At 70.3% G+C, this 15,763-nt stretch carries 15 protein-coding genes and 1 pseudogene; 12 read left to right on the top strand and 4 right to left on the bottom strand.

The features are described 5' to 3' along the window. The first annotated feature begins 49 nt into the window (after window positions 1-49). Genes HMPREF0591_RS25095 through HMPREF0591_RS25105 form a run of 3 tightly spaced genes read left to right on the top strand, consistent with a single transcriptional unit; the run spans window position 50 to window position 3,098 of the window. Window positions 50-826 carry an SDR family oxidoreductase gene (locus HMPREF0591_RS25095; protein ID WP_007171517.1) on the top strand — a complete coding sequence of 259 codons (777 nt, stop codon included), beginning with the start codon at window positions 50-52 and terminating at the stop codon, window positions 824-826. A 2-nt stretch (window positions 827-828) separates the two neighbouring features. After that, the gene (locus HMPREF0591_RS25100) at window positions 829-2,010 is read left to right on the top strand and encodes an acyl-CoA dehydrogenase family protein (RefSeq protein WP_007171518.1); all 1,182 of its coding nucleotides are present in this window, start codon (window positions 829-831) and stop codon (window positions 2,008-2,010) included. Continuing rightward, complete coding sequence (locus HMPREF0591_RS25105; RefSeq protein ID WP_007171519.1) at window positions 2,007-3,098, top strand: acyl-CoA dehydrogenase family protein; 1,092 nt, start codon at window positions 2,007-2,009, stop codon at window positions 3,096-3,098. The genes HMPREF0591_RS25100 and HMPREF0591_RS25105 overlap by 4 nt, the downstream gene beginning before the upstream one ends. A gap of 18 nt (window positions 3,099-3,116) precedes the next feature. Here HMPREF0591_RS25105 and HMPREF0591_RS25110 read toward each other — a convergent pair whose 3' ends face one another. Beyond that, entirely contained in the window at window positions 3,117-3,866 is a 750-nt protein-coding gene (locus tag HMPREF0591_RS25110; protein ID WP_007171520.1) for a dienelactone hydrolase family protein, read from the bottom strand. A gap of 215 nt (window positions 3,867-4,081) precedes the next feature. Between HMPREF0591_RS25110 and HMPREF0591_RS25115 the strand changes: the two genes are divergently transcribed. The 9 genes and pseudogenes from HMPREF0591_RS25115 (at window position 4,082) to HMPREF0591_RS25155 (ending at window position 13,340) form a co-directional block, all read left to right on the top strand. Then, the gene (locus HMPREF0591_RS25115; protein ID WP_208857803.1) at window positions 4,082-4,888 is read left to right on the top strand and encodes a thymidylate synthase; all 807 of its coding nucleotides are present in this window, start codon (window positions 4,082-4,084) and stop codon (window positions 4,886-4,888) included. Between the two features lie 40 nt (window positions 4,889-4,928). Beyond that, entirely contained in the window at window positions 4,929-5,426 is a 498-nt protein-coding gene (locus tag HMPREF0591_RS25120; protein WP_007171522.1) for a dihydrofolate reductase, read from the top strand. A gap of 85 nt (window positions 5,427-5,511) precedes the next feature. Continuing rightward, window positions 5,512-6,213 carry a DivIVA domain-containing protein gene (locus HMPREF0591_RS25125; protein ID WP_007171523.1) on the top strand — a complete coding sequence of 234 codons (702 nt, stop codon included), beginning with the start codon at window positions 5,512-5,514 and terminating at the stop codon, window positions 6,211-6,213. Window positions 6,214-6,231: 18 nt separating this feature from the next. Then, window positions 6,232-7,476, top strand: a complete 1,245-nt coding sequence (locus HMPREF0591_RS25130; RefSeq protein WP_208857804.1) for a winged helix-turn-helix domain-containing protein — start codon at window positions 6,232-6,234, stop codon at window positions 7,474-7,476. Further along, complete coding sequence (locus HMPREF0591_RS25135; protein WP_007171525.1) at window positions 7,476-8,849, top strand: type I restriction-modification system subunit M; 1,374 nt, start codon at window positions 7,476-7,478, stop codon at window positions 8,847-8,849. The genes HMPREF0591_RS25130 and HMPREF0591_RS25135 overlap by 1 nt, the downstream gene beginning before the upstream one ends. After that, a pseudogene (locus HMPREF0591_RS25140) lies at window positions 8,846-9,906 on the top strand (restriction endonuclease subunit S). Before HMPREF0591_RS25135 ends, HMPREF0591_RS25140 begins: the two are co-directional and overlap by 4 nt. 23 nt (window positions 9,907-9,929) lie before the next feature. Next, window positions 9,930-10,682 carry an FAD-dependent thymidylate synthase gene (gene thyX / locus HMPREF0591_RS25145; RefSeq protein ID WP_040623990.1) on the top strand — a complete coding sequence of 251 codons (753 nt, stop codon included), beginning with the start codon at window positions 9,930-9,932 and terminating at the stop codon, window positions 10,680-10,682. Window positions 10,683-10,741: 59 nt separating this feature from the next. Next, entirely contained in the window at window positions 10,742-11,644 is a 903-nt protein-coding gene (gene dapA, locus HMPREF0591_RS25150; protein WP_007171529.1) for a 4-hydroxy-tetrahydrodipicolinate synthase, read from the top strand. Window positions 11,645-11,663: 19 nt separating this feature from the next. Then, window positions 11,664-13,340: a ribonuclease J gene (locus tag HMPREF0591_RS25155; RefSeq protein WP_007171530.1), complete on the top strand. Its 1,677-nt coding sequence runs from the start codon at window positions 11,664-11,666 to the stop codon at window positions 13,338-13,340. 76 nt (window positions 13,341-13,416) lie between these two features. On the opposite strand, the gene HMPREF0591_RS25160 is transcribed toward HMPREF0591_RS25155, so the two are convergent. Genes HMPREF0591_RS25160 through HMPREF0591_RS25170 form a run of 3 tightly spaced genes read right to left on the bottom strand, consistent with a single transcriptional unit; the run spans window position 13,417 to window position 15,419 of the window. Then, window positions 13,417-14,280 (bottom strand): SAM-dependent methyltransferase, encoded by an 864-nt coding sequence (locus tag HMPREF0591_RS25160; protein WP_007171531.1) that lies wholly within the window; start codon window positions 14,278-14,280, stop codon window positions 13,417-13,419. Window positions 14,281-14,286: 6 nt separating this feature from the next. After that, window positions 14,287-15,108 carry a mycofactocin-coupled SDR family oxidoreductase gene (locus tag HMPREF0591_RS25165; protein WP_040623994.1) on the bottom strand — a complete coding sequence of 274 codons (822 nt, stop codon included), beginning with the start codon at window positions 15,106-15,108 and terminating at the stop codon, window positions 14,287-14,289. After that, the gene (locus HMPREF0591_RS25170; RefSeq protein WP_007171533.1) at window positions 15,105-15,419 is read right to left on the bottom strand and encodes a putative quinol monooxygenase; all 315 of its coding nucleotides are present in this window, start codon (window positions 15,417-15,419) and stop codon (window positions 15,105-15,107) included. Before HMPREF0591_RS25170 ends, HMPREF0591_RS25165 begins: the two co-directional genes overlap by 4 nt. Window positions 15,420-15,763: the final 344 nt, after the last annotated feature.

Consider the following 15,763-nt stretch of genomic DNA (forward strand, 5'->3'; position numbering starts at 1 on the left):
GTAGCGAACGGGAAACCGTTCGATTTCGCGCGACGGAAGGCGCATCACGATGACCTCACTGGATCTGACCGGCCGTACCGCGATCATCACCGGCGCCTCGCGCGGGATCGGCCTCGCGATCGCCCAGCAGCTTGCGGCGGCTGGGGCCAGTGTGGTGCTCACCGCCCGCAAGCAGGAGGCCGCCGACGAGGCCGCCGCGCAGGTGGACGGCAACGCGCTCGGCGTCGGCGCGCACGCGGTCGACGAGGACGCCGCCCGCCGCTGCGTGGACCTCACGCTGGACCGGTTCGGCAGCGTGGACATCCTGGTCAACAACGCGGGCACCAACCCCGCGTACGGTCCGCTGATCGACCAGGATCACGCCCGCTTCACCAAGATCTTCGACGTCAACCTGTGGGCGCCGCTGCTGTGGACCTCGCTCGTCGTCAAATCGTGGATGGGTGAGCACGGCGGCGCGATCGTCAACACCGCCTCCATCGGCGGCCTGCACCAATCGCCGGCCATGGGCATGTACAACGCCACCAAGGCCGCGTTGATCCACGTCACCAAGCAGCTGGCGCTCGAACTGTCGCCGCGCGTCCGCGTCAACGCCATCGCCCCCGGGGTGGTGCGCACCCGGCTGGCGGAGGCGCTGTGGAAGGACCACGAGGACCCGCTCGCGTCGTCGATAGCGCTCGGACGCATCGGCGAGCCCGCCGACGTGGCCGGTGCCGTGGCCTTCCTGGTCTCCGACGCCGCCAGCTGGATCACCGGCGAGACGATGGTGATCGACGGCGGCCTGCTGCTCGGGGCCGCACAGGGCTTTCAGGCCCGGCCGCAGGGCTAGCCGTGAGCCCCGAGGATTTGCAGGCGCGCGTGCGGGCGCTGCTGGACGAGCATGACCCCACCACCACCGACCCGCGCGAATTCCTTGGCGCGCAGTACGACGCGGGCCTGGCCTGGGTACACCTGCCGCGGGGCTTCGGCGGGCTGGATTTGCCGCGCAAGGCCCAGGAACTCGTGGACGCCGAGCTGGCCGCCGCCGGCGCGCCGGTGGGCGGCACCGTCAAGAACTACATCGGCATGGGCATGGCGGCGCCGACGATCGCGGCGTTCGGGACCGACGAGCAGAAGCGGAAGTTCCTGCGCCCGTTGTTCACCGGCGAACAGATCTACTGCCAGCTGTTCAGCGAGCCCGGCGCGGGCTCGGACCTTGCCGGGGTCGCCACGCGGGCGGTCCGCGACGGTGACGACTGGATCGTCAACGGCCAGAAGGTGTGGACGTCGCAGGCGCAGCACGCGTCCATGGCCATCCTGGTCGCCCGCACCGACCCGACCGTGCCCAAACACTTCGGCCTGACGTATTTCCTGTGCGACATGACGCAGCCCGGCGTCGAGGTACGCCCGCTGCGCCAGATCACCGGCGAGGCGGAGTTCAACGAGGTGTTCCTCACCGACGTCCGGGTGCCCGACGCGAATCGGCTCGGCCCGGAGGGCGGCGGGTGGCGGGTCGCAACCACCACCCTCAACAACGAGCGGGTCGCCATCGGCACCCGGGCCGGGACGCCGCGGGAGGGTGGCCACATCGGCAAGGTCGCCAAGGCCTGGCGTGACGACCCGGCGCTGCGCGATCCCGCGATGCACGACGAGCTGATGCGGCTGTGGGTGGAGGCGGAGGTCCTGCGGCTGGCGGGTGAGCGGCTGCGCCAGCAGGCCACGATGGGTCAGCCCGGCCCGGAGGGCGCGGGCATGAAGGTGGCTTTTGCCCAGCTGGCCCAGGCGATTTCGGGATTCGAGATCGAGCTGCACGGCGAGGCAGGGCTGCGCTACGACGACTGGACCATGCGCCGGCCGGAAACGGTCGACCTGGTCGGCCGCGAACCCGGCTACCGCTATCTGCGTGCTCGCGGCAATTCGATCGAGGGCGGCACCTCGGAGATCCTGCGCAACACCATTTCCGAGCGCATTTTGGGCCTGCCGGGTGAGCACCGCGTCGACAAAGACGTCGCCTGGAAGGATCTGGACCGGTGAGCGACCTGTTGTACTCGGACACCGAGGAGGCGCTGCGGGACAGCGTTCGTCAGCTGTTCGCCCACCGCTGCCCGCCCGAATCGGTGGCACACGCCTACGAACCTGCGCCGCAGGACTTTTCGGAAGTCTGGCGGACGCTGGCCGGCGAGCTGGGAGTGGCGGGCCTGCTGGTCCCCGAGTCGCTCGGCGGCGCGGGTGCGGGCGCCCGCGAGGCGGCGGTCGTCATGGAGGAGATCGGCCGGGCCGTCGCGCCCGTGCCGTTCTTGTCCAGCGCGGTGCTGGCCACCGTCGCGCTGTTGCGGGCCGGCGATGCGGAGACCGTGTCCGCACTGGCGCAGGGCGAACTGACGGCCGCGTTGGCGGTGCCGCTGTCGACGGCTTCCGGGGATCCGGTCGCCGCGGTGACCGGCGGCTCCGACGGGCTGAGCGGATCGGTCACCAGCGTCGCCGGCGCCGCCGAGGCCGACGTGTTGGTGGTGCCCGTCGCCGGCCGGGACGGGCTCGAGTTGCACACCGTTGCGCGCGCCGCGGCCGGCGTGCAGGTCTCGCCGCTGCTGGCCCTGGACATGACCAGACCGCTTGCCGACGTCAGTTTTTCGGCGGTGGAATCCTCGCCCGTCGGGCCGGCGGCCGGGCCCGTCGCCGACGCGCTGCGCACGGGGGCGGCCCTGCTGGCGTCCGAGCAGCTCGGGGTCGCCCAGTGGTGCTTGCAGACCACGCTGGATTACGTCAGGCAGCGCAAGCAATTCGGTCGCGCGATCGGCTCGTACCAGGCGATCAAACACCGGCTGGCCGACCTGTGGTTCGAGGTCGGCGCCGCGACGGCGGCGGCCCGCTACGCCGCCGACACGTGCGCCCGCGGCGACGAAGACGCCGACATCGCCGCGAGCGTCGCGCAGGCGTATTGCAGCGGCGTCGCCGTGCACGCGGCCGAGGAGTGCGTCCAGCTGCACGGCGGCATCGGCATGACGTGGGAATATCCCGCGCACCTGTACCTGAAGCGGGCCAAGAGCGACCAGCTGGTCTTCGGCACCGCCTACAGTCACCGCACCCGGCTGGCCGAGCTGGTGGACCTGCCCCCGAATTAGGTGCGCGCGACCGCCGGGTCAGCGCGGCAACGCCGAACCGAAGACCTCGGTCATGGCCTGCCAGTGCCGCTCGGCCGCGGCGGGGTCGTACGGGACGTTGTCCGGGACCGCGAACCCGTGGCCCGCCGGATACCACTCGATGGTGTGCCGCACGCCCGCGGCCGTCAGCGCCTTGTCGAGCTGTTCGGCGTGGTCGCGGGTGAAGGACGCGTCGTCCTTCGCGCCGCCCACGTAGACCGTGGCGGCCATCTTGTCGGCCAGCAGGTGCGGGCTGTCCGCGGTGTCGGTGACCAGCCCGCCGCCATGGAACGAGGCCGCGGCGGCGACCCGGTCCGGCACGCGGCCGGCCACCACCAACGACATGCGCCCGCCCATGCAGTAGCCGCACACGCCGAAGCGGTCCCCCAACACCTCCGGGCGCGCGGCCAGGTAGTCGAAGAAGGCGGCGGCGTCGCTGGCGATCTTGTCCGGTGTGACGCTTCCGATCATGCCGAACAGTCGCCTGCGCTCCTTCTGGTCGCCGAACACGGTCGCCATGTCGAACGGCGCCCAGTCGCCGCTGCGGTAGTACACGTCCGGCAGCAGCACCGTGTAGCCGTAGCCGGCTAATTGGGCCGCCATCTGCTCGAAGGTGTCGCGCACGCCCCCGGCGTCGGGATACATGATCACGCCCGGATGGGGGGCTTGGGTGTCCGGACCTCCGGGGGTGAACAGATGGACGGTGCAGGTCCCGTCCGGGGTGGTGATGGTGTCGATGATGTTCGGCATGGCACCGTTCTACTCCCCGGCCCGCCGGGTGGATTTTCCGGCGTCGACCCGCTGCGCCCGGCTTCGCCGGGCTTGCGATCGCCGCGGGGTTTTTTGGCGTCGACCCGCTGCGCCCGGCTTCGCCGGGCTTGCGATCGCCGCGGGGTTTTTTGGCGTCGACCCGCTGCGCCCGGCTTCGCCGGGCTTGCGATCGCCGCTAAGCTGACCGCGTGCCGATCGCAGCGCCGGTTCCCGCGCCCTACGAGGACCTGCTGCGCCTGGTGCTCGAGCGGGGCACGGCCAAATCCGACCGCACCGGCACCGGGACCCGCAGCCTGTTCGGGCACCAGCTGCGCTACGACCTGTCCGCCGGCTTCCCGCTGCTCACCACCAAGAAGGTGCATTTGAAGTCGGTGGTCTACGAGTTGCTGTGGTTTCTGCGCGGCGACTCCAACGTCGCCTGGCTGCACGAGCACGGCGTAACCATCTGGGACGAATGGGCCAGCGAGACAGGCGATCTCGGGCCCATCTACGGCGTGCAGTGGCGATCCTGGCCGACGCCTTCCGGCGAGCACGTCGACCAGATCAGCGCCGCGCTGGAGTTGCTGCGCACCGACCCGAACTCGCGGCGCATCATCGTCTCGGCGTGGAACGTCGGGGAGATCCCGCAGATGGTGCTGCCGCCGTGTCACGCGTTCTTCCAGTTCTACGTGGCCGACGGCCGGCTGAGCTGCCAGCTGTATCAGCGCAGCGCCGACCTGTTCCTGGGTGTGCCGTTCAACATCGCCAGCTACGCGTTGCTCACCCACATGATGGCCGCCCAGGCGGGCCTGTCGGTCGGCGAGTTCGTCTGGACCGGCGGCGACTGCCACATCTACGACAACCACGTCGAGCAGGTGCGCACCCAGCTCGGTCGCGAGCCACGACCCTACCCGGAACTGGTGCTGGCGCAAAGGGATTCGATCTTCGACTACACCTACGACGACGTCGTCATCAAGAATTACGATCCGCACCCGGCGATCAAAGCCCCCGTCGCCGTATGACGCGCGGCGCCGGTGTGGCCGCGGCCCGGGAGTGGCACCGATGACGGACGTCGGCCTGGTGTGGGCTCAGTCGACGTCCGGCATCATCGGCCGCGGCGGCGACATTCCCTGGCGGGTCCCCGAAGACCTGGCACGTTTCAAGCAGGTGACGATGGGCCATACCGTCATCATGGGCCGGCGCACGTGGGAGTCTTTGCCGGCCGCGGTCCGGCCGCTGCCGGGCCGCAAGAACGTCGTCCTCTCGCGACGAGGCGACTTCGTGGCCGACGGGGCGCAGGTCGTCGGTTCGCTCGAGGCGGCTCTCGCGGACTGCGAGGGCGAGCCCGAGGCCTGGGTGATCGGCGGCGAACAGGTATACCTGCTCGCCCTGCCGCACGCCACCCGGTGTGAGGTCACCGAGGTCGACGTCGACCTGCGGCGCGACGACGACGACGCGCTGGCCCCGGTGCTCGACGACGCCTGGCTCGGCGAGACGGGGGAGTGGCAGGTCAGCCGCACGGGGCTGCGGTACCGCCTGCACAGCTACCGTCGGGCATGAGCTCCGGCTCCGCGACCGTGACATACTCGGACGCGGGGGTCGGTCTCACCAGGTCACCACATGTTGCCAGGAGGGGGAATTGGCAGTGATAACCGAACCCGCAAAACAGTTCACTCGGATGTTCAGGGGCTATGACCCGGCTGCGGTCGACGCCCACATCGAGATGCTGACCACCAAGCAGCAGTTGCTGCTCGACGACGTCGAGAACCTGCGGTCGCGGCTGAAGGAAGCCGGCGACCAGACGGCCGCGCTGCGCAAGGAGGTCGCCGCCCTCACCGACACCTCGCCCTCACCCCACGCGATGCAGCGCCGGATGGCGAAGATGCTGCAACGCGCGGTCGAGGAGGTGTCGGAGATGCAGGCCGAGGCGCGCAGCGAGGCGGACGCGCTGATCGCGGCGGCCGAGGCCGAGGTCGAGGCCGCGCGGCGAAAGCACGAAGAGGAGTTGGCGGAGATGGCCGAGCAACGGAAAGCCATGGAAACCGATTACGAGGAAGCCAAGAAGCAGCTCGAGGCCGAGCTGGCCGGGATGCGCGCCGACACCGAAGCGGCGATCGACAAGGCATGGCGGGACGCGCAACGGGAGGCCGATCACTATCGTGAGCAGGCCCGCCGCGCGGCCGACGAGGCGATCCAGCAACGGATCAACGTCCTCGAGCAGCTGATGGGCGTGTACCGCGACCTCGAGGCGGTCCCGGCCGCGCTCGAGTCGGCCTACCAGGAGCAGAAGAACGCGCCCGAGCCCAGCGTCGTGGTGCCGCTGGACGGGAAAGTCACCACGGGCTAGCCGCGTCGCCGCAGGGTGCTGTCGCACCCGGGCGGTATTCTCGGCGCCGTGTCGATCCGGACCCCCAGGCTCTCGGCCGCGCAAGCCCGGCGGATCGCCGTTGCGGCCCAAGGCTTTAGCGAGCCGCGCCCGGCCGGTCCGATCACCCGCGCTCACCTCAAGCGCCTCATTTCGAGAATTCAAGTGCTGCAGCTGGATTCGGTCTCGGTTGCGGTGCGCGCCCACTACGCACCGGTGTTCAGCCGGCTGGGCCCCTACGACCGCGACGTATTGGACCGCGCCGCCTGGGGGCCGTGTCCGTCGCGGCTGCTGGCCGAATATTGGGCGCACGAGGCCGCGCTGATGGCCGTCGACGACTGGCCCCTGCTGCGCTGGCGGATGCGCCAATACCGGCACGGCCGCTGGGGCACCCACATCGTCAAGGCCAACCCCCAACTCGCCGAGGACATCGTCGCCGCCGTCGCCGAACTCGGCCCCAGCACCGCCGGGCAGATCGAAGCGCACCTGGCTGCCGAACCGCGCCGCAAGAAGGGCGCCTGGTGGAACCGCAGCGACACCAAGTGGGTAGCCGAGGCGCTGTTTGCCGCCGGCGTGCTGACCACGGCCACCCGGGTCGGCTTCGCCCGCCACTACGACCTGGTGGAACGGGTGCTGCCGGCGAGCGTGCTGGCGCGCGAGGTCGACGACGCCGAGGCCGTCCGGGAACTCGCTCTGCGCGCGGCCACCGCGCTCGGGGTGGCCACCGAGGCCGACATTCGCGACTACTTCCGGCTGACTGCCCAGCAGGTCAAGCCGGCCATCGCCGACCTGCTGGCCGCCGGCGAGGTCGAGCGCGTCGACGTCGACGGCTGGTCCGCGCCGGCCTTCCTGCGGGCCGGCCGGACCGTGCCGCGCAGCGACCGGGGCACCGCGCTGTTGTGCCCGTTCGACCCGCTGATCTTCTTCCGGCCCAGGGTGGAGCGGCTGTTCGGGTTTCACTACCGCATCGAGATCTACACCCCCGCCGACAAGCGCCAGTACGGCTACTACGTGTGGCCGCTGCTGATGGACGGGCGGCTGGTCGCGCGGGTGGACCTCAAGGCCGACCGGGCGGGTGACACGCTGCGCGTCGTCGGCGCGTTCGGCGAGCCCGACGTGCCGCGCCCCCGCGTCATCGAGGCGCTGGCCGGCGAACTGCGGTCCATGGCGTCGTGGCTGGAATTGGGCGGGTTCAGCGTCGCCACCCGGGGCGATCTGGCCGCCGATCTGCGGGCGGTGAGCTGATGCGGGCAACGGACAAAGAGCTCGAGGACACGCTCTGGAAGGCGGCCAACAAGCTGCGCGGCTCCCTGTCGGCCGGCCAGTACAAGGACGTCGTACTCGGGCTGGTGTTCCTCGAGCACGCCGGCGAAGCGGAGTGGAAGTCGTTGGTGGGCAATGCGGATTCGCCGGGCATCGGCCGGCTCGTCGACGACGCGATGGAGGTCGCGGCGCTGCCGCGGCTGTACGAAAACCTCGATCCCCGGCGGGTCGGCGAGCTGGTGTGCCTGCTCGACGCCGCGCGGCTCGGCGAGCGGGGCGGCGCCCGCGACCTGATGGGCGAGTTGTACGAGTACTTCCTGGGCAATTTCGCGCGCGCGGAGGGGCGCCGGGGCGGCGAATTCTTCACCCCGCCCAGCGTGGTCCGGGTGATCGTCGAGGTGCTCGAACCGGCGAGCGGTCGGGTCTACGACCCGTGCTGCGGCTCGGGCGGCATGTTCGTGCAGACCGAGCGATTCGTCGCCGAACACGACGGCGACTCCGCGAAAATCTCGTTCTGGGGGCAGGAATCCGTCGAGCAGACCTGGCGGCTGGCGAAGATGAACCTCGCCGTGCATGGCATCGACGACACCGGCCTGGGCGCCCGGTGGGGCGACACCCTGCTCGCCGACCAGCACGCCGGCATCCAGATGGATTACGTGCTGGCCAATCCCCCCTTCAACATCAAGGAGTGGGCCCGCGACGAGCGCGACCCGCGCTGGCGGTTCGGTGTTCCGCCCGCGGGCAACGCGAACTACGCCTGGATTCAGCACATCCTGTCCAAACTCGCGCCGGGCGGCAAGGCCGGCGTCGTCATGGCCAACGGGTCGATGTCCTCGAATGCGCTGCGCGAAGGCGAGATTCGTGCGCGGATCGTCGACGCCGACCTGGTGTCGTGCATGGTCGCGCTGCCCGCCCAGCTGTTCCGCAGCACGCCGATTCCGGTGTGCCTGTGGTTCTTCGACACCGACAAGGGCACGCGGTCCGGGCAGGTGCTGTTCATCGACGCCCGAGGGCTAGGCCACCTGGTGGATCGCGCTGAGCGGGCGCTGACACCCGAGGAAATCGTCCGGATCGGCGACACCTATCACGCCTGGCTGGGCTGCGCATCGGCCGCCGCGAAAGGCCTTACCTATCACGATGTCCCGGGCTTCTGCGCGTCCGCGTCGCTCGACGACATCGTCGCGGCCGGCTACACCCTGACGCCGGGACGCTATGTCGGGGCGCCCGCCGGCGAGGACGACGGCGAACCCGTCGAGGAGAAGATCGCCCGGCTGACCGGCGACCTGCTGGATGCGCTCGACGAATCCGCCCGCCTGGAAGGTGTTGTACGCCAACAGCTGGAGCGCCTGCGGTGACGACCACGCTAGGCGACCACCTGGTCTTCAGCAACGGTGGCCGCGCGCCGCGGCGAGCCCCGGGCGGACCCGTCCGCGTCTACGGCGCCAACGGGGCCATCGGGTATGCCGCCGAACACAACGCCGCCGGTCCGCTGATCGTCCTCGGCCAATGGGGGCGCAGTGCGGCAGCCTGCGGTACTGCGACTCCGACGTGTGGGTCACCGAGAACGCACTGGTCTGCCGCGCGAAGGACCCACGTGAGACGCGGTATTGGTACTACGCGTTGCAGACCTGCCGGCTGGGCGATCACCGCTCCGGATCGGGGCAGCCGCTGCTCAACCAGAGAATCCTGCGTGACGTCGCGGCGCCGAGCGTGGGTGCGCCGCGACGCGCGGCGATCGCCGAGCTGCTCGGCGCCCTCGACGACAAGGTGTCGGCCAACGAGCGGGTGATCGGGGCCGCCGAGAACCTGATGGTGGCCCTCGCCGAATCCGCCCCCGCCCACGCGCCGCTGTCCAGCCTGGCGCGCCGGTCGACGGCGTTCCGCGACGTGACCGAGTTCGACGACGTGGTCGCGCACTTCAGCCTTCCGGCGTTCGACGCCGGGGCGACACCTCGCGTGGTGCGCGGCGAGTCCATCAAGAGCGGCAAGTTCGTCGTCCCGGGGCCGTGCGTGTTGTTCGCAAAGCTGAACCCCCGGATTCCGCGCATCTGGAACGTGGTGGGGCTGCCGCCGGAAATGGCCTTGGCCAGCAGCGAGTTCGTCGTCCTGACGCCGATGGCCGTCGACGCCTCGGCCCTGTGGGCGGCCGTGCGGCAACCCGGCGTCTCCGCACGGCTGCAACGGCGGGCCGCCGGGACCTCGGGCAGCCATCAGCGGATCCGCCCGCGCGATCTCATGGAGGTTGCGGTCCCGGACGTCCGTCGCCTGCCCGCAGCGGCGTTGCGGACGATCACCGGCCTGGGGGCGCTGTGCCATGCGCGCCGCACCGAGAACGCGCGGTTGGCCGCGGGGCGCGACGCGCTGCTGCCGCTGCTGATATCGGGTGAGCTCCCCGTTCGGCCATCACGTTGAGGTGAGACGTTAAGGTGAGCGCCGTGGCCGAGACCGCGCCGCTCCGCGTGCAACTGATCGCCAAGACCGAGTTCCTGGCGCCGCCGGACGTGCCGTGGACCACCGACGCCGAGGGTGGCCCCGCGCTCACCGAGTTCGCCGGGCGCGCCTGCTATCAGAGCTGGTCCAAGCCGAACCCGAAGACGGCGACCAACGCCGGCTACATCAAGCACATCATCGACGTGGGGCATTTCTCCGTGCTCGAGCACGCGAGCGTGTCGTTCTACATCACCGGCATCTCCCGCTCGCTCACCCACGAGCTGATCCGGCACCGGCATTTCTCCTACTCGCAGCTGTCCCAGCGCTATGTGCCCGAGGGCGATTCGCGCGTCGTCGTGCCGCCAGGCATGGAGGACGACCCCGACGTGCGGCGGATTCTGACCGAGGCCGCCGACGCGAGCCGCGCCACCTACGCCGAGTTGCTGGCCAGGCTCGAGGCTAAATTCGCCGATCAGCCGAACGCCGTCCTGCGGCGCAAGCAGGCGCGGCAGGCAGCCCGGGCCGTGCTGCCGAACGCGACCGAGACCCGCATCGTCGTGACCGGCAACTACCGGGCCTGGCGACACTTCATCGCCATGCGCGCCAGCGAGCACGCGGACGTGGAAATCAGGCGGCTGGCCATCGAGTGCCTGCGCCAGCTCGCCGAGGCCGCGCCCGCGGTGTTCGCCGACTTCGAGATCTCGACGCTGGCCGACGGAACCGAGGTGGCCACCAGCCCGCTGGCGACCGAGGCCTGAGCGGCCGCAGCTTCGCGCCGTTGCCAAATAGCTTGCCGCCGCCAGGTAACCTAAGGACCGTGAGCACGGTCGGATTCGACGCCCCGGCACGGTTGGGCACCGTGCTGACCGCGATGGTGACACCGTTTGCTCCCGACGGCTCGCTCGACACCGCGGCGGCGGCGCAGTTGGCGAACCACCTGGTCGACGCCGGGTGCGACGGCCTGGTGGTGTCCGGGACCACCGGCGAGTCGCCGACCACCACCGACGACGAGAAGCGGGAGCTGCTCCGCACGGTGCTCGAGGCGGTGGGCGATCGCGCCCGGGTGATCGCCGGCGCCGGCACCTATGACACCGCCCACAGCGTCCGGCTCGCCAAGGCGTGCGCGGCCGAGGGCGCGCACGGGCTGTTGGTGGTCACGCCGTACTACTCGAAGCCGCCGCAGGCCGGGCTGGTCGCGCATTTCACCGCCGTCGCCGACGCCACCGACCTGCCGGTGCTGCTCTACGACATTCCGCCCCGCTCGGTGATCCCGATCGAGACCGAGACCATCCGCGCGTTGGCCGCCCACCCCAACATCGTGGGAATCAAGGACGCCAAGGCCGACCTGCACAGCGGCGGCCAGATCATCGCCGAGACCGGGCTCGCGTACTACTCCGGCGACGACGCGCTGAACCTGCCCTGGCTGGCCATGGGCGCCACCGGCTTCATCAGCGTGATTTCGCATGTGGCCGCGGGCCAGCTCCGGGAAATGTTGTCCGCCTTCGCTTCCGGGGACATCGCCACGGCGCGGAAGATCAACGTCACGGTCGCGCCGCTGTGCAACGCGATGAGCCGGCTGGGCGGCGTGACGATGTCCAAGGCGGGCCTGCGCCTGCAGGGCGTCGAGGTTGGCGATCCCCGGCTGCCGCAGATGCCGGCGACGCCCGAGCAGATCGATGCGCTGGCCGCCGACATGCGCGCGGCGTCGGTGCTCCGGTGAGCCAGAGGGTGGCCCGTAAGTGGATGTAGACCTCGCCCCTCCCGGTCCCCTGACCACCGGTGGGTTGCGGGTCACCGCGCTGGGCGGCATCAGCGAGATCGGCCGCAACATGACGGTTTTCGAGCACCTCGGCCGGCTGCTGATCATCGACTGCGGCGTGATGTTCCCGACCCATGACGAGCCCGGGGTGGACCTGATCCTGCCGGATCTGCGCCACATCTCCGACCGGCTCGACGACATCGAGGCGCTGGTGCTCACCCATGCGCACGAGGACCACATCGGCGGCATCCCGTTCCTGCTCAAGCTGCGCCCGGACATCCCGGTCGTCGGGTCGAAGTTCACGCTGGCGCTGGTCGCCGCGAAATGCCGTGAGCACCGGCTCAAGCCGGTGTTCGTCGAGGTGACCGAGCGGCAGCGCAGCACCCACGGCGTGTTCGAGTGCGAATACTTCGCCGTCAACCACTCGATCCCCGACGCGCTGGCCATCGCCGTGCACACCGGCGCGGGCACCGTCCTGCACACCGGCGACATCAAGCTCGACCAGCTGCCCCTCGACGGCCGGCCCACCGATCTGCCCGGCATGTCCCGGCTGGGCGACGCCGGCGTGGACCTGTTCCTGTGCGATTCGACCAACTCCGAGATCCCCGGCGTCGGCCCGTCGGAGAGCGAAGTGGGACCGACGCTGCATCGTCTGATCCGGGGGGCCGAGGGGCGCGTGATCGTCGCCTGTTTCGCCTCCAATGTCGACCGGGTGCAACAGATCATCGACGCCGCCGTCGCCCTGGGCCGGCGGGTGTCGTTCGTCGGGCGGTCGATGGTGCGCAACATGGGCATCGCCCGCGAGCTGGGATTCCTGCGGGTGGCCGATTCCGACGTGATCGACATCGGCGCGGCCGAAGAGATGCCGCCCGAGCAGGTGGTGCTGATCACCACCGGCACCCAGGGCGAGCCCATGTCGGCGCTGTCGCGGATGTCGCGCGGCGAGCACCGCAGCATCACGCTCACCGCGGGCGACCTGGTCGTCCTGGCGTCGTCGCTGATCCCCGGCAACGAGGAGGCGGTCTACGGCGTGATCGACGAGCTCGCCAAGATCGGCGCCCGCGTGGTCACCAATGCCCAGGCCCGCGTGCACGTTTCGGGCCACGCGTACGCCGGCGAGCTGTTGTTCCTTTACAACGGCGTGCGCCCACGCAACGTCATGCCGGTGCACGGCACCTGGCGGATGCTGCGCGCCAACGCCAAGCTGGCGGCCAGCACGGGAGTGCCCGAGGAGTCGATCCTGTTGGCCGAGAACGGCGTCAGCGTCGACCTGGTCGCCGGCGCGGCGTCGATCGCCGGGGCGGTCCCCGTCGGCAAGATGTTCGTGGACGGGCTGATCAGCGGCGACGTCGGCGACATCACGCTGGGCGAACGGCTCATCCTGTCGTCGGGTTTCGTCGCGGTGACCGTGGTCGTCGAGCGCGGCACCGGGCGCCCGGTGGTCGCGCCGCACCTGCATTCGCGCGGCTTCTCCGAAGACCCCAAGGCGCTCGAGCCCGCCGGGCGCCGGGTCGAAGCCGAGCTGGAAGCGCTTGCCGCCGAGAACATCACCGACCCGAGCCGCATCGCGCAGGCCGTGCGCCGCACCGTCGGCAAGTGGGTGGGCGAGACGTACCGCCGGCAGCCGATGATCGTCCCGACGGTCATCGAGGTCTGACCCGGCTCACGAGACATAAACCGCTGCACGGTTTTTCGGCGTTTCGCCGCAGAGGGTTATGTGTCGCGGCGGCGCGTTATACCTTCTCCGCGTACGCCGACCATTCCACTTGCGACGCCTTCAGCCTGCGGCCGGTGGGCTCGACGTATCGCCGGACCAGCTCGTCGGGCCCGGCCTGCTCCAGCAGCCGCCAGCCGTATTCGTCGACGAAACCCGCGACCTCGTCGGGCTGTAAGCCGAAGTGCCACAGCCCCCGCACGCTCCGATACAGCGTGCGGGTGCCGTACCGATTCGTGCCGTCGATGAAATCCCGCCGGACATAGGTGAAGACCAGGCGGCTGCCGGGCGCCGCGGCGCGCAGGCCCTCCAGCGTCCGCCGGACGGTGGCCTCGGACAGGTATTGGGTGACGCCCTCGCAGATGAAAAACGTCCGGTAGTCGGTGTGATAGCCGTGTTCGGCCAGGGCGGTGAGCAGGTCGTCGCGCGCCAGGTCCAGCGCCACCTGCCGCACCGACATCGGCGCCCCGCCCAGCACCCGCCGGACCGTCTTCACCTTCCTGGCGATGTTGACCGGCAGGTCGACCTCGAAGACGGGCAGGCGTACCTGCCGCGTCAGGAGGTAAGCGCGCGTGTCCAGTCCCGCGCCGAGGATGACGACCGCGTCGATCTCCCCGAGCGCCTCGGCCAGCTTGTCGCCGATGAACCGCTTGCGGCAGGCCAGGTTCGCCCACAGGCCGCGGCCGGACCATTCGGAGCCGCGGATCATCAAGCGGCGCAACGGCGCCGCGCGGGTCGCCGCGACCAGCCAGCGCAGCGGCGTCGGCAGGAAGAGCTCGGCGAGGTCGTCGTCCACCAGGCGCCGGGCCGGGGGCTCGTTCTGCTCCACGGCCGTCAACACCATAGGGCCGAAGGCGGTCTGCGCGGCGGGGTTTCGTGCCATGCGGCGCTACTTGTTCAGGAAACCGGCATCGACGGGCAGGGTCACCCCGGTGATGTAGCGGGCCTGGTCGCTCACCAGCCACGCCACCGCGTTCGCGACGTCCTCGACGTCCAACACCTCCACCGGCATGGCGTTGCCCATGGCCCCCGGTGTGTCGGTCGCCGCGGCCATCTTGGCCAGCCACTCGCGGGTGAACTCGTTGTTGATCATCGGGGTCTCGACGCCGGACGGGTGGATCGAGTTGACCCGAATATATTGCGTCGCAAGCAGATTCGCGTAGACCCGCATCAGCCCGACCACGCCGTGCTTGGCGGCGGCGTAGCCGACCGAACCGGCGTCCGGGCTGCCGACCCCGGCCAGGCCGGCGCTCGAACTGATCAACACGATCGAACCGCCGGTGCCCTGCTTGACCATGGTCGGGATGGACACCTTGATGGTGTTGTACACGCCGGTGAGGTTGACGTCGATCACGTCGCGCCAGCCGTCGTCACCGGACTGCATCGGGGCGATGCCGGCGTTGGCGACGACGATGTCGAGCCGGCCGAACTCGTCGAAGCCCGATTGCAGCGCGGCCGACAGCGATGCCCGGTCCCGCACGTCCCCGCGGGCGGCCACGATGCGGGCGCCGGCGTCCTCGACCAGCTTGACGGTCTGCGCCAGGTCGTCCGGGGTAGCCAGGGGATAGGGGACGCTCGCGATCTGGTCGCACAGGTCGACCGCGATGATGCTCGCGCCGTCGGCGGCCAGCCGCACGGCGTGCGCGCGACCCTGGCCGCGGGCCGCGCCGGTGATGAAGGCGACCTTGCCCTCGAGTGGCCGGGCCATCAGGACCGGAGCTGACCCTTGTCCGGGTCGCCGGCCGGAACCGGCTGCAGCATCTTGATGTCCGGCGCCCCGGCCAGGTGGTCGCCGGCCGCGGTGAACATCTTGGTGACGGCCGGCGCGGTGCTGTGAGCCTTGAGCGCCTCGGGGTCCTCCCACTGCTCGACGAACACGAACGTCTCACCCGATTGGTGCAGCGAATACAACTGGCAGCCCGGTTCGTTGTGCACTTCCTCCACTGCCTGCGTGAGGATGTCGCGGACTGTGTCGACCGATTCGGGTTTGACGGTCATGGTGGCGACGACGACGACGGGCATGCTGGGGCCTCCTGGGGCTAACGGGGTGGGTGACACGCATGGCTTCTGTAATCCAGGTCACCGGTTGCCACCCTACTCACGCGGCCCCGCGGGCCACCCGTCAGATGGGTCACATGACCGAACCGTTACCAGTGTGGCGGGTGGTGCAGATGATATCGATGCGACTACCCTGGCCGACATGGCTAACAAGACCGCCGCCCGCTCCAAAGCTCGAACGAGCAGGTCAAAGGCCACTCCGCGGGGTGGGTCGGGCCGCGCGCGGCCGGCGGCGCCCCGCAAGCGGCCGAGCAGGCCCGCCAGGCGGCGAAACCACTCGCTGCTGGTGGCCGCCGGGCTGACCGGCG

The sequence above is a fragment of the Mycobacterium parascrofulaceum ATCC BAA-614 genome (genome assembly GCF_000164135.1).
GTDB lineage: Bacteria > Actinomycetota > Actinomycetes > Mycobacteriales > Mycobacteriaceae > Mycobacterium > Mycobacterium parascrofulaceum.

What these genes read in the sequence shown, in the direction of transcription:
- HMPREF0591_RS25095 (WP_007171517.1), top strand. Translation starts at nt 50, where the DNA reads ATGACCTCACTGGATCTGACCGGCCGTACCGCGATCATCACCGGCGCC.
- HMPREF0591_RS25110 (WP_007171520.1), bottom strand. Translation starts at nt 3,866, where the DNA reads ATGCCGAACATCATCGACACCATCACCACCCCGGACGGGACCTGCACC.
- HMPREF0591_RS25120 (WP_007171522.1), top strand. Translation starts at nt 4,929, where the DNA reads ATGACGGACGTCGGCCTGGTGTGGGCTCAGTCGACGTCCGGCATCATC.
- HMPREF0591_RS25135 (WP_007171525.1), top strand. Translation starts at nt 7,476, where the DNA reads ATGCGGGCAACGGACAAAGAGCTCGAGGACACGCTCTGGAAGGCGGCC.
- HMPREF0591_RS25160 (WP_007171531.1), bottom strand. Translation starts at nt 14,280, where the DNA reads ATGGCACGAAACCCCGCCGCGCAGACCGCCTTCGGCCCTATGGTGTTG.
- HMPREF0591_RS25170 (WP_007171533.1), bottom strand. Translation starts at nt 15,419, where the DNA reads ATGCCCGTCGTCGTCGTCGCCACCATGACCGTCAAACCCGAATCGGTC.